Origin of the sequence: Serratia sp. EWG9, from assembly GCF_019913725.1 — a bacterium.
GTDB lineage: Bacteria > Pseudomonadota > Gammaproteobacteria > Enterobacterales > Enterobacteriaceae > Serratia > Serratia ureilytica.
Window position 1 is genome coordinate 183,116 of sequence record NZ_JADNRO010000006.1, and the last position, 12,797, is coordinate 195,912.

Below are 12,797 nucleotides of genomic sequence, written 5' to 3' on the forward strand. Positions count from 1 at the left end.
CTTCACGATTAACATGAGGCTAAAACAACACCGTCAGCCTGGGCTGACGGTGTTTTGAGAGCATTACGCGGTCAGGCGGGATGCGTCCTGCGCGATGACCAACTCTTCGTTGGTCGGGATCACCAGCGCCAGGCGGCTGCCGTCTTTGGTGATGGCGCCGGATTTGCCGAAGCGAGCGGCCATGTTGCGATCGTGGTCGATTTCGAAGCCCAGCAGGCCCAGTTTGTTCAGGGTCAGCTCACGCACCATGCCGGCGTTCTCGCCGATGCCGCCGGTGAAGATCACCGCGTCCAGACGGCCTTCCATCAGCGCGCTGTAGGCGCCGACGTATTTGGCCAGACGGTGGCAGAACACGTCCATGGCGCGTTTGGCGTCGGCTTTGCTGTCGTAGTTGTCTTCAACGTAACGGCAGTCGCTGGTGACTTCGGTCAGGCCCAGCAGGCCGGATTCTTTGGTCAGCATCTTGTTGATCTGGTCAACGCTCATGCCCAGAGAATCGTGCAGGTGGAAGATGATAGCCGGATCGATGTCACCGCTGCGGGTGCCCATCACCAGGCCTTCCAGCGGGGTCAGACCCATGGAGGTGTCAACGCACTGGCCGTTGCGCACTGCGGTGACGGAGCCGCCGTTGCCCAGGTGGCAAGTGATCACGTTCACTTCTTCTACCGGCTTGTTCAGCATCTTCGCGGCTTCTTGAGTCACGTAGAAGTGGCTGGTGCCGTGTGCGCCGTAGCGGCGAACGCCGTGGTCGCGGTACAGGCTGTACGGCAGGGCGTACAGGTAAGATTCTTCCGGCATGGTCTGGTGGAACGCGGTGTCGAACACGGCAACGTTCTTGTCAGCCAGGTGAGGGAAGGATTTCAGCGCTTCCGCGATGCCGATCAGGTGAGCTGGGTTGTGCAGTGGTGCAAACGGCACGGAATCTTTGATACCCTGCAGAACTTCGTCGTTGATCACGGCGGAAGCGGTGAACTTCTCGCCGCCGTGCACGATGCGGTGGCCGATAGCGGTCAGCTGCGCAGAAAGCTCTGGTTTTTGTGCCAGAATAGTATTAACAATGAAGTTCAGCGCTTCGCTGTGTGCAGCGCCGGCCCCCAGGGCAGCTTCGTGTTTGGCGCCGTCCATTTTCCACTTGATGCGAGCTTCAGGCAGGTGGAAACACTCGGCCAAACCGGAGAGGAATTCGTCGCCGTTAACGGCATCGATGATGGCGAATTTCAGAGAAGAACTGCCGCAGTTAAGAACCAGTACTAGCTTACTCGACATGGAAGTACCTACTTAAATAGTCGTGTTGTTAAAAGAAAATCGAACACACGTGGTGAATTAATCGTCAATCAGACAACAAGCGTAGCGCATAGTGCCGATGACATTTATGATTAACATCATGTGAAGTGCACAAATCACAGGATGATGGAAAAACCGATGATTTCTCTGCGGTTTAAATAATCTTGATTTTTATAGGGCTAAAAGTTGACAAAATTTACGTCATCTTCTACCGGCCACAAGGCCGGCTTAGGATACCGATAGCCCGGTGCAAACACAAAATAAATTTAAAGCTTCAAATTTTTTAGTATGGGCTCTGGCAGCACGCTTTTAGTTTCTTTACGTGACGTTGAGGTACGCAATGACGAGCAAACCGTCCGGTTCCGTAAGCTGGTTTCAGGTCTTCCAGCGCGGGCAGCATTATATGAAAACCTGGCCGTCAGACAAACGTCTGGCACCGGTCTTTCCGGAGAACCGCGTTGCGCGTGCCACCCGTTTCGCTATCCGTTTCATGCCGCCGTTGGCGATTTTCACGCTGACCTGGCAGATCGCGCTGGGCGGCCAGCTCGGCCCGGCGATCGCCACCGCGCTGTTTGCCTGCAGCCTGCCGATGCAGGGCTTGTGGTGGCTGGGGCGTCGCTCTGTTACGCCGCTGCCGCCGACGCTGCTGCAATGGTTCCATGAGGTGCGCAACAAGCTGACGGAAGCCGGGCAGGCGGTGGCGCCGCTCGAGGGCACGCCCACCTATCAGACGTTGGCCGATCTGCTTAAGCGCGCCTTCAAGCAGTTGGATAAAACCTTCCTCGACGATCTGTAATGAAAAGGCCGCGCTGATGCGGCCTTTCTCGTCAAAGCGCCAATAACCCCGGTTTAAATCAAAGAACGGTCGAGTTGTGATTTCCTGCGTTCTTGCGCTGTGCGATGCTCCCGCCATCATACAGAAATGAGGAAATCCTGATGGAAATGACCCATGCCCAGCGCCTGATCCTGTCGAATCAGTACAAGATGATGACGCTACTCGATCCGGACAACAGCGATCGTTATCGCCGGTTGCAAACCATCGTTGAACGCGGCTTCGGCTTGCAAATGCGCGAGCTGGATCGTGACTTTGGCGAACTGAGCGAAGAGGTGTGCCGCACCATCATCAACGTGATGGAGATGCACCATGCGCTGCAGGTTTCCTGGGGCAATCTGAAAGAGAAACAGGGGCTGGACGAGCGCCGCCTGGCGTTTCTCGGCTTCGACGCCGCCACCGAGGCGCGCTACCTGAGCTATGTGCGTTTCCTGGTCAACACCGAGGGGCGCTATACTCACTTCGATTCCGGCAGCCACGGTTTCAACGCCCAGACCAAAATGTGGGAAAAATACCAGCGTATGCTGGCGATCTGGCTGGCCTGCCCGCGCCAGTATCACTTGAGCGCCGTTGAGATAGCGCAAATCATCAATGCTTGATTAAAAAGAGGTTTTCTGTGGAGTGTAAGGGTTTTCTGTTCGATCTTGATGGCACCCTGGTGGATTCGCTGCCGGCGGTAGAGCGCGCCTGGACGCACTGGGCCGAGCGTCGCGGCGTCGATCCGCAAGCGGTGCTGGACTTCATTCACGGTAAACAGGCCATTACTTCTCTGCGCCACTTTATGCCGGGTGAAAGCGAAGCGGAAATTCAGCGCGAGTTCCAACTGCTGGAGCAGGTGGAAGCGCAGGATACCGAAGGCGTTCGCGCGCTGCCGGGCGCCATCGCGTTGTTGGCGCGCCTGAACGCGCTCGGCATCCCTTGGGCGATCGTCACCTCCGGTTCGGTGCCGGTAGCCGGCGCTCGCCGCCAGGCCGGCGGTTTGCCGCAGCCGGCGGTGTTCATCACCGCCGAGCAGGTTAAACACGGCAAGCCTCAGCCCGATGCCTACCTGCTGGGCGCCGAACGTCTGGGGCTGGCGCCGCACGAGTGCGTGGTGGTTGAAGACGCGCCGGCCGGCATTCTTTCGGGGCTGGCGGCGGGCTGCCAGGTGATTGCGGTCAACGCCCCGGCCGACGCGCCGAAGCTGGAGCAGGTTGACCTGCGGCTGGATTCGCTGGCGCAGATCGCCGTTGATAAAACGGCGCAGGGCGCGATCGTTCGCCTACTGGCCTGAGTGGCATTATCTTCACCCTAATTGATTAGACCCCGCCTTTGCGGGTTTTTTTTATGCTATTTTTTAAGCCCTTGGACATTTGCCGGATGAGGCCGTTTTGAACAGCGAATTACTGTGGGTGCTGAGTTTACTGCTGATTGCCATCGTGCTGTTTACCACCAACAAGCTGCGCATGGACGTGGTGGCGCTGTTGGTGATCATCGCCTTCGTGCTGAGCGGTACGCTCAGCCTGCAGGAGGCGACGGTCGGGTTCAGCGATCCCAACGTGATTCTGATCGCCGCGCTGTTCGTGATCGGCGAAGGGTTGGTGCGCACCGGGGTGGCCTATCAGGTGGGCGACTGGCTGGTCAAAGTGGCCGGCAGCAGCGAAACCAAAATGTTGATGCTGCTGATGGTGACGGTCGCCGGGCTGGGGGCATTTATGAGCTCGACCGGCGTGGTGGCGATCTTTATCCCGGTGGTGCTCAGCGTGACGGCCAGAATGAAGATCGCGCCGGGGCGGCTGATGATGCCGCTCAGCTTCGCCGGGCTTATCAGCGGCATGATGACGTTGGTGGCCACGCCGCCCAATATGGTGGTCAACAGCGAGCTGGTGCGCGAAGGCATCCATGGTTTCGGTTTCTTCAGCGTGACGCCGATCGGCCTGGTGGTGCTGGCGCTGGGCGTCGGCTACATGCTGATCGCCCGGCGTTGGCTGGGCAGCGGTGACACGGGCAAAGCCGGCGACGGCTGGCAGCGCCGCACCTTCCGCGATCTGATCCGCGATTACAGACTGACCGGCCGCGCGCGGCGGCTGGCTGTCCGCAGCGCTTCGCCGCTGATCGGGCGTTCGCTGGATGAACTGCATCTGCGTGCGCGCTACGGCGCCAACGTGGTGGGCATCGAACGCTGGAAACGCTTTCGGCGGGTGATGGTCAGCGCCTCCGGCAGCACCGAGCTGCGCGAGGGCGACGTCCTCTTGATCGACATGTCGGACAGCCAGATCGATCTGCGCGAATTCTGCGGCGAACAGCGGCTGGAGCCGATGGTGCTGCGCGGCGATTACTTCTCGGAACAGTCGCGCAACGTCGGCATGGCGGAGGTCTCGCTGATCCCTGACTCGGCGCTGCTGGGCAAAAGCCTGCGCGAAGCGGCGTTCCGCAGCCGCTACGATCTGAACGTGGTGGGCATCCGCCGCCACGGCGAGACGCTCGGCGGCAAACTGGTGGACGAGCCGCTGGAGCTGGGCGACATTTTGCTGGTGATCGGCGACTGGAAGGCGATTCGTCAACTGCAGGCCAAAACCCATGACTTTATCGTGCTCAACTTGCCGGCCGAAGTGGACGAAGTGGCGCCGGCCATCACGCAGGCGCCGCACGCGCTGTTTTGCCTGGCGTTGATGGTGGCGATGATGCTGACCGACGAAATCCCCAACCCGATTGCGGCGCTGATCGCCTGTTTGCTGATGGGCAAATTCCGCTGTATCGACATGGAGAGCGCTTATAAATCGATCCATTGGCCGAGCATCATTTTGATCGTCGGCATGATGCCGTTCGCGCAGGCGCTGCAAAAGACCGGCGGGGTCAGTCTGATCGTCAGCGGGCTGATGGATGTCGCCGGCGGGGCGGGGCCGCGCGTGATGCTGCTGTGCCTGTTCGTCTTGTGCGCGACTATCGGGCTGTTTATTTCCAACACCGCGACGGCGGTGCTGATGGCGCCGATCGCCATCGCCGCCGCGCGCGAAATGGGCGTCTCGCCATACCCGTTCGCGATGATTATCGCCATCGCCGCGTCCGCCGCCTTTATGACGCCGGTCTCTTCACCGGTCAACACGCTGGTGCTGGGGCCGGGCAATTACAAGTTCGGCGATTTCGTGCGTCTCGGCGTGCCGTTCACCCTGCTGGTGATGGCGGTCAGCGTGATTGTGGTGCCGTGGCTCTACGGTTTTTAACGGCGCAGCGAGGCTGCGCCGGCGGGGTTACAGCGAACTGTCGAGGCTGATTTCGTCCAGCGACAGGCTGAAGCTGGGAATGAACACTTCCATGAAGTAGTCCATCTCCGGGCTGCGGCGCTGTTCCATGGTTTTATCCAGCCTCGCCTTGGCCAGGGTGAATTCGTTGTTGCCGGCAGACAGCTCTTCCAGGCATTTCAGGTAGGCGCACAGCGCGTCAGCCTGCTTCACCACCTGCTTTTCATCTTCGCTGTAATAATGCTCATCGAGAATGGTGCGAAAATCGTTGCGCAGCTCCGCCGGGATCATGTCCAGCAGCTTTTGCTGGGCGATCTTTTCGATCTTCTTGTACTCATGGGCGATCTGCGGATTGTAGTATTTGATCGGCGTCGGCATGTCGCCGGTGATCACTTCGCTGGCGTCATGGTACATCGCCAACAGCGCAACGCGGTCGGCGTTGAGGTTGCCGTTGAATTTGCGGTTCTTGATCACCGCCAACGCGTGGGCGACAAAGGCCACCTGCAGACTGTGTTCGGAGACGTTCTCGGTGCGCACGTTGCGCATCAGCGGCCAGCGGTTGATCAGTTTCAGGCGGGACAGATGGGCGAAGAAATGGCTCTGACTCATGGTGCTCTCTTTAACGGCAAGTGAGGGCCCCATTGTGAAGCAGTGTCGGCGAATTTTGCAACCGGGCTGTGAGGGAAGGGCGCAGCGAGGCGCTGCGCCCCTGATGATTATTGGTGATAGCCTTCCAGGAAGCGGCCCAGCTTGCCGACCGCCATTTCCAGTTCGTCTACGCGCGGCAGGGTGACGATGCGCACGTGATCGGGGTAAGGCCAGTTGAACGCGGAGCCCTGCACCAGCAGCACTTTTTCCTGCAGCAACAGATCCAGCACCAGCTTCTGGTCGTCATGGATGTTGAAGCGTTTGGCATCGATGCGCGGGAACATGTACAACGCGCCCTGCGGCTTCACGCAAGAGACACCCGGGATGTCGTTGAGCAATTCCCAGGTGCGGTTGCGCTGTTCGTACAGGCGGCCGCCGGGCTGAATGAATTCGCTGATGCTCTGATAACCGCCCAGCGCGGTCTGAATCGCGTGCTGCATCGGCACGTTGGCGCACAGGCGCATCGAAGCCAGCATCTCCAGCCCTTCGATATAACCTTTGGCGTGCTTTTTCGGCCCGTTCAGCACCATCCAGCCCTGGCGGAAGCCCGCCACGCGGTAGGTCTTCGACAGGCCGTTGAAGGTCACGGTCAGCAGATCCGGCGCCAGCGCGGCGATAGAGTGGTGCTCTGCTTCGTCGTACAGGATCTTGTCGTAGATCTCGTCGGCGAAGATGATCAGGTTGTGTTGACGGGCGATCTCGACGATCTGCTCAAGCAGCGCTTTGCTGTAGACCGCACCGGTCGGGTTGTTCGGGTTGATGATCACGATGCCGCGGGTGCGCGGGGTGATCTTGCTGATGATGTCGTCCAGATCCGGGAACCAGCCGGCCTGCTCATCGCACAGGTAATGTACGGCCTTGCCGCCGGACAGCGACACTGCGGCGGTCCACAGCGGATAGTCCGGCGCCGGCACCAGCATTTCGTCGCCGCTGTTGAGCAGCGCCTGCATGGACTGAACGATCAGCTCGGAGACGCCGTTGCCAATGTAGATATCCTCAACGGTCACGTCACGCATGTTGCGCGCCTGATAGTGCTGCATGATCGCTTTACGCGCCGAGAAGAGGCCTTTGGAATCGGAGTAGCCTTGCGCCGTGGGCAGATTGCGGATCACGTCGACCAGGATTTCGTCCGGGGCGTCGAAGCCGAACGGGGCAGGGTTGCCGATGTTCAGTTTCAGGACTTTATTGCCTTCTTCTTCAAGACGTTTAGCTTCTTTAAGCACCGGGCCGCGAATGTCATAGCAGACGTTGTCCAGTTTGCTGGATTTCTCAATGGGGGACATAAAAAGTTGAGCCTTTTGCTGGGATAGGGGCGCTCCTACCGTGGGACGCCGCAACCCGCCCAATGTACTCCTGGCGTAGTTGCTTTTGAAGGGTTTTGCACGCCTTTGGTGCAAATGCATGTCGTAACGGGGGATTTTAGTTATGATAAGCAAAGGTAAAGTTATTTTGTGGTTCATAATTTCATGAACTATAATTTTACTAGGGTTTTGTTCTGTGAAATCGAGCGTCGTTCAACGCGACGCGCTGGCGTCAGCGCTTGGGTGTGGAGAACTGATAAGCCATAAGGGAGAATGGTTTTCAGTAACTGTAAAGGAACGATAATACCGGAGTTGTCTGATAGCGGGTTGTCAGATGACACACCACACTAAGAAAAATGGCATATTTACATAAGCTTTACTTTATATTTTATCTTAAGCATTGTTTATGTGGTTATGAGAATATTATTTAAAGTAAAAATCTTACTGATTGAATTTATTAAATTCATTGCGTGGTGATACGAAGTCGGTGCCGTTAATTATTTATATTTCTTGCTCGTAAATGCAGTCTGAACGCCAGTTGATAAGGGTTATCAGTAGCACGAATGGAGTGGAAATTAGGCAGTATGAATGAGTAAAATCTCAGGCCCGGTGGGGGTTTTCCCCGTATGCCGGCATTTAGTCCCCCGCGTTCTATAAGCAGCATCGATAGATCGCATTTCAAAAAGCGATAGAGGTAACGAATCATAAGTAATTTTTTTGCCCTCCACTTATGAGTGGGGTACTGTCATAACAGGCTCCGTCCTTTTTCAACGGCGTCTGAGAAACACACCAGGGTAGTAGTTCGTAAATTAGAATTTAAAAAAGTGAAGAATACACTATGACAACTGCAAATCGTCCGATACTTAATCTCGACCTCGATCTGCTAAGAACCTTTGTTGCGGTTGCTGATTTGAATACTTTCGCAGCGGCGGCTGTCGCCGTTTGCCGTACTCAATCAGCCGTCAGCCAACAAATGCAGCGATTAGAGCAACTGGTCGGCAAAGAACTGTTTGCCCGCCATGGGCGCAACAAACTTCTGACTGAGCATGGTATTCAGCTTCTCGGTTATGCCAGAAAAATCCTGCGCTTTAACGATGAAGCCTGTACCTCTCTGATGTACAACAATATTAAAGGTGTTCTGACCATCGGCGCTTCCGACGACACCGCCGATACCATTCTGCCTTTCCTGCTGAACCGCGTAACCGCCATCTATCCGAAGCTGGCTATTGACGTGCGCGTGAAGCGCAGCACGACGATGGTCGATCTGCTGGAAGAGGGCGAGATCGATCTGGCGGTGACCACGGCCGATCCCGAAGGGCATCCGCACATCGTGCTGCGCACGTCGCCGACGTTGTGGTACTGCGCCGCCGATTACCATTACCAGGCCGGCGAGCCGATCCCGCTGGTGGTGATGGACGAGCCAAGCCCGTTCCGTTCGCTGGCGATCAAGCAGTTGGACGAAGCCGGCATCCCGTGGCGCATCGCCTACGTCGCTTCCACGCTGTCCGCGGTGCGGGCGGCTTGCAAGGCCGGCCTGGGCGTGACCGCGCGGCCGATCGAGATGATGAGCCCTGACCTGCGGGTGCTGGGCGCGGCGGAAGGTTTGCCGCCGTTGCCGGATACCCAGTATGCGCTGTGCAAAAACGCGCAGTGCAGCAACGAGCTGGCGATGGCCATCTTCAGCGCGATGCAGGGCGGCAATGACGGCTATGGCTTCAACGGTGCGGAAGGCGGTCTCCAGAGCGATCAGGATGACGCCAGCCTGGTGGACGAAGAAGAATAACGCTGCGGCGCGATATCTGATGAAAACCTCTGCTTCGGCGGAGGTTTTTTTTGTCCTTTTTTACCTAAAATTTTATTTATATGTGTTTGGTTTGTTTTTTAACTTGAGTTGGCTGTTTTGTTAACTTTTAAGCGTTACTGAAAAGAGAGTTTGGCCGGGTTTAATACGCTAAGTTCGTTTTTTGAGCAATAAGATTGAATGGGTTAAAGGCATGGTAATAGCAGGGTTATTTTGTTAGCTTATAGCGGCCGTTTTTGCGGCTCAATTTGAGGAAAATTGTTAAAGGGCCACACTTTTTTTGAGGATTTATGCTGAAAACGTGTCCTGGATCAAAAAAATACCCCTAGGTAGTGAGTGGAAGAACAGGGAATTCCTGAGACAATGGTATAGTAAAACTGAAATGTGCATGTTGGTTTATATCTATCTGTTTCTACACAAAAATTAACTGACACGATTTAGCCTGTCCCTGGCGCATCAAATGTTAATCAAATGATACGTATGTAAACTAGTGTGTAGATACTTTTGTCAAAGTTGACAAAAGGTTATAGAAAGGAGTAAAAAGCCCACAGAAAAACGCTGCCTAACTCGCTGTAAAAGCAGTTTGTTTGTGTGGTTATTTATCCTTCCCTTAAATCGATGTGGCGCACTAACTGCCGGTGACAAGAGCAGTGCGATCGACGCCACTTTTGATGAGTAAGCATAGAGTATGTCAACAACCACTGAAGTTATCGCTCATCACTGGGCGTTCGCCGTATTTCTCGTTGTGGCTATTGGGCTCTGCGGCTTAATGCTGCTGGGCGCGTTCTTCTTGGGCGGGAGAGCCCGGGCGCGCGCCAAACACACCCCGTTTGAATCAGGCATCGACTCGGTCGGCACGGCGCGCATGCGTTTGTCCGCCAAGTTCTACCTGGTGGCCATGTTCTTCGTGATTTTCGACGTTGAAGCCTTATACCTGTATGCCTGGTCGGTCTCGATTCGCGAGAGCGGCTGGGTAGGCTTTATCGAAGCCGCCATTTTCATTTTGGTGCTATTGGCCGGTCTGGTTTATCTGGTGCGCATCGGCGCGTTGGATTGGACTCCGGCGCGTTCCCAACGCCGCAGCAAACCTAGCACGATCACTAACACCAACAGTCATCCGCAGTAACAGCGAGGCATTAAGATGGACTATACGCTCACCCGCATAGACCCGAACGGTGAGAACGACCGTTATCCCCTGCAAAAACAGGAGATCGTCGCCGATCCCCTGGAACAACAGGTCCACCGCACGGTTTACATGGGTAAACTCGAGCATGCGCTGCATGACATGGTGAACTGGGGGCGTAAAAACTCTATTTGGCCGTATAACTTCGGTCTTTCGTGCTGTTATGTGGAGATGGTGACGTCGTTTACCGCCGTTCACGACGTGGCGCGTTTCGGTGCGGAAGTGTTGCGCGCCTCCCCGCGTCAGGCTGACCTGATGGTGGTGGCCGGCACCTGCTTCACCAAGATGGCCCCGGTCATCCAACGCCTGTACGAGCAGATGCTGGAGCCCAAGTGGGTGATCTCGATGGGCGCTTGCGCCAACTCCGGCGGCATGTACGACATCTATTCCGTGGTGCAGGGCGTGGACAAGTTCCTGCCGGTCGACGTGTACATTCCCGGCTGCCCACCGCGTCCGGAAGCCTACATGCAAGCGCTGATGCTGCTGCAGGAATCCATCGGCAAAGAACGTCGCCCGCTGTCGTGGGTTGTCGGCGATCAGGGCGTTTACCGCGCCAATATGCAGTCTGAAAGAGAGCGTAAACACGGCGAGCGCATCGCGGTGACCAACCTCCGGACGCCTGACGAGATTTAAGACGTTCATTTAACGTCCATCTTAGTGCGCTATTGGTTAACACAGCGAAAAGTGAAACTTGCGGCGAATAACCCTTTAGTGTGGTGAAAAAAAATTATGACAGATTTGACGACGCACGACGCCTTGCCTGCCTGGCAGACCCGAGATCACCTTGACGACCCGGTGATCGGCGAACTGCGCAACCGTTTTGGGCCGGAAGCCTTTACTGTTCAGGCCACCCGCACCGGCATGCCCGTGGTATGGGTTAAACCTGACCAGTTACTGGAAGTAATGACGTTCCTGAGAAAACAGCCGAAGCCGTATGTCATGCTGTTCGATCTGCATGGCGTGGACGAACGTCTTCGCACCCACCGCGACGGCCTGCCCGCTGCGGATTTCTCCGTTTTCTACCATCTGATTTCCATCGAGCGCAACCGCGACATCATGCTGAAGGTGGCGCTGTCTGAAAAAGACCTGCACGTGCCGACGGCCACCAAGGTGTTCCCAAACGCCAACTGGTATGAGCGCGAGACCTGGGAAATGTTCGGCATCACCTTCGACGGCCACCCGCACCTGTCGCGCATCATGATGCCGCAGACCTGGGAAGGGCACCCGCTGCGCAAGGACTACCCGGCGCGCGCCACCGAATTCGATCCTTTCGTGTTGACCAAGCAGAAAGAAGATCTGGAGATGGAAGCGCTGACCTTCAAGCCGGAAGACTGGGGCATGAAGCGCGGCACCGAGAACGAAGACTTCATGTTCCTCAACCTCGGCCCGAACCACCCGTCTGCGCACGGTGCGTTCCGCATCATTCTGCAGCTGGACGGCGAAGAGATCGTCGACTGCGTGCCGGATATCGGCTATCACCACCGCGGCGCCGAGAAGATGGGCGAGCGTCAATCCTGGCACAGCTACATTCCGTACACCGACCGCATCGAATACCTCGGCGGCTGCGTGAACGAAATGCCTTACGTGCTGGCGGTTGAAAAGCTGGCCGGCATCAAGGTGCCGGAGCGCGTTGACACCATTCGCGTGATGCTGTCCGAACTGTTCCGCATCAACAGCCACCTGCTGTACATCTCCACCTTCATTCAGGACGTCGGCGCGATGACCCCGGTGTTCTTCGCCTTTACCGACCGCCAGAAGATCTACGATCTGGTGGAAGCGATCACCGGCTTCCGTATGCACCCGGCCTGGTTCCGCATCGGCGGCGTCGCGCACGATCTGCCGCGCGGCTGGGATCGCCTGCTGCGTGAATTCCTCGAATGGATGCCGAAGCGTCTGGATTCCTACGTGAAAGCGGCGCTGAAGAACAGCATTCTGAAAGGCCGTTCCATCGGCGTCGCGTCTTACAACGCCAAAGAAGCGCTGGAATGGGGCGTGACCGGTGCCGGTCTGCGCGCCACCGGCGTCGAGTTCGACGTGCGTAAATGGCGCCCGTACTCCGGCTACGAGAACTTCGACTTCGAAGTGCCGGTCGGCGACGGCAACAGTGACTGCTACACCCGCGTGATGCTGAAGGTGGAAGAGCTGCGCCAGAGCCTGCGCATCCTCGAACAGTGCCTGAACAATATGCCGGAAGGCCCGTTCAAGGCCGATCACCCGCTGACCACGCCGCCGCCGAAAGAGCGCACGCTGCAGCACATTGAAACGCTGATCACCCACTTCCTGCAGGTTTCCTGGGGCCCGGTGATGCCAGCCAACGAATCATTCCAGATGATTGAAGCCACCAAAGGGATCAACAGCTACTACCTGACCAGCGACGGCAGCACCATGAGCTACCGCACCCGGGTACGTACGCCGAGCTTTGCGCACCTGCAGCAGATCCCATCGGTCATCCGAGGCAGCCTGGTTTCCGACCTGATCGTCTATCTGGGTAGTATCGATTTTGTAATGTCAGATGTGGACCGCTAAC

11 protein-coding genes are annotated in these 12,797 nt (G+C 56.8%); 8 read left to right on the forward strand and 3 right to left on the reverse strand.

Annotated elements, in window-relative coordinates:
* Window positions 1–63: 63 nt before the first annotated feature.
* Complete coding sequence (gene ackA, locus ITX55_RS15465; protein ID WP_004936063.1) at window positions 64–1,266, reverse strand: acetate kinase; 1,203 nt, start codon at window positions 1,264–1,266, stop codon at window positions 64–66.
* Window positions 1,267–1,624: 358 nt separating this feature from the next.
* Between ackA and yfbV the strand changes: the two genes are divergently transcribed.
* The 4 genes from yfbV (at window position 1,625) to ITX55_RS15485 (ending at window position 5,319) form a co-directional block, all read left to right on the forward strand.
* Window positions 1,625–2,080 (forward strand): terminus macrodomain insulation protein YfbV, encoded by a 456-nt coding sequence (yfbV, locus tag ITX55_RS15470; protein ID WP_004936061.1) that lies wholly within the window; start codon window positions 1,625–1,627, stop codon window positions 2,078–2,080.
* A gap of 140 nt (window positions 2,081–2,220) precedes the next feature.
* Window positions 2,221–2,715 (forward strand): YfbU family protein, encoded by a 495-nt coding sequence (locus tag ITX55_RS15475; RefSeq protein ID WP_033643864.1) that lies wholly within the window; start codon window positions 2,221–2,223, stop codon window positions 2,713–2,715.
* Between the two features lie 17 nt (window positions 2,716–2,732).
* Window positions 2,733–3,389: a sugar phosphatase gene (locus ITX55_RS15480; protein WP_094141784.1), complete on the forward strand. Its 657-nt coding sequence runs from the start codon at window positions 2,733–2,735 to the stop codon at window positions 3,387–3,389.
* 97 nt (window positions 3,390–3,486) lie between these two features.
* Complete coding sequence (locus tag ITX55_RS15485; RefSeq protein WP_033643862.1) at window positions 3,487–5,319, forward strand: SLC13 family permease; 1,833 nt, start codon at window positions 3,487–3,489, stop codon at window positions 5,317–5,319.
* A gap of 27 nt (window positions 5,320–5,346) precedes the next feature.
* Here ITX55_RS15485 and yfbR read toward each other — a convergent pair whose 3' ends face one another.
* Together yfbR and ITX55_RS15495 are read right to left on the reverse strand one after the other, a co-directional pair.
* Window positions 5,347–5,946, reverse strand: coding sequence for a 5'-deoxynucleotidase (yfbR, locus tag ITX55_RS15490; RefSeq protein ID WP_108681621.1), 600 nt, complete (start codon window positions 5,944–5,946; stop codon window positions 5,347–5,349).
* Between the two features lie 107 nt (window positions 5,947–6,053).
* Window positions 6,054–7,268 carry a pyridoxal phosphate-dependent aminotransferase gene (locus ITX55_RS15495; protein ID WP_019453720.1) on the reverse strand — a complete coding sequence of 405 codons (1,215 nt, stop codon included), beginning with the start codon at window positions 7,266–7,268 and terminating at the stop codon, window positions 6,054–6,056.
* An 856-nt stretch (window positions 7,269–8,124) separates the two neighbouring features.
* Between ITX55_RS15495 and lrhA the strand changes: the two genes are divergently transcribed.
* The 4 genes from lrhA (at window position 8,125) to nuoC (ending at window position 12,796) form a co-directional block, all read left to right on the forward strand.
* On the forward strand, window positions 8,125–9,069 hold the full coding sequence (gene lrhA, locus ITX55_RS15500; protein WP_033643860.1) for a transcriptional regulator LrhA: 945 nt from the start codon (window positions 8,125–8,127) through the stop codon (window positions 9,067–9,069).
* 706 nt (window positions 9,070–9,775) lie between these two features.
* Window positions 9,776–10,213, forward strand: coding sequence for an NADH-quinone oxidoreductase subunit NuoA (gene nuoA / locus ITX55_RS15505; protein WP_094141781.1), 438 nt, complete (start codon window positions 9,776–9,778; stop codon window positions 10,211–10,213).
* Window positions 10,214–10,228: 15 nt separating this feature from the next.
* Window positions 10,229–10,903, forward strand: coding sequence for an NADH-quinone oxidoreductase subunit B family protein (locus ITX55_RS15510; RefSeq protein ID WP_004936039.1), 675 nt, complete (start codon window positions 10,229–10,231; stop codon window positions 10,901–10,903).
* A gap of 96 nt (window positions 10,904–10,999) precedes the next feature.
* Entirely contained in the window at window positions 11,000–12,796 is a 1,797-nt protein-coding gene (gene nuoC / locus ITX55_RS15515; protein ID WP_033651942.1) for an NADH-quinone oxidoreductase subunit C/D, read from the forward strand.
* Window position 12,797: the final 1 nt, after the last annotated feature.

What these genes read in the sequence shown, in the direction of transcription:
- lrhA (WP_033643860.1), top strand. Translation starts at nt 8,125, where the DNA reads ATGACAACTGCAAATCGTCCGATACTTAATCTCGACCTCGATCTGCTA.
- ITX55_RS15475 (WP_033643864.1), top strand. Translation starts at nt 2,221, where the DNA reads ATGGAAATGACCCATGCCCAGCGCCTGATCCTGTCGAATCAGTACAAG.
- yfbR (WP_108681621.1), bottom strand. Translation starts at nt 5,946, where the DNA reads ATGAGTCAGAGCCATTTCTTCGCCCATCTGTCCCGCCTGAAACTGATC.
- nuoA (WP_094141781.1), top strand. Translation starts at nt 9,776, where the DNA reads ATGTCAACAACCACTGAAGTTATCGCTCATCACTGGGCGTTCGCCGTA.
- nuoC (WP_033651942.1), top strand. Translation starts at nt 11,000, where the DNA reads ATGACAGATTTGACGACGCACGACGCCTTGCCTGCCTGGCAGACCCGA.
- yfbV (WP_004936061.1), top strand. Translation starts at nt 1,625, where the DNA reads ATGACGAGCAAACCGTCCGGTTCCGTAAGCTGGTTTCAGGTCTTCCAG.
- ITX55_RS15495 (WP_019453720.1), bottom strand. Translation starts at nt 7,268, where the DNA reads ATGTCCCCCATTGAGAAATCCAGCAAACTGGACAACGTCTGCTATGAC.
- ackA (WP_004936063.1), bottom strand. Translation starts at nt 1,266, where the DNA reads ATGTCGAGTAAGCTAGTACTGGTTCTTAACTGCGGCAGTTCTTCTCTG.
- ITX55_RS15510 (WP_004936039.1), top strand. Translation starts at nt 10,229, where the DNA reads ATGGACTATACGCTCACCCGCATAGACCCGAACGGTGAGAACGACCGT.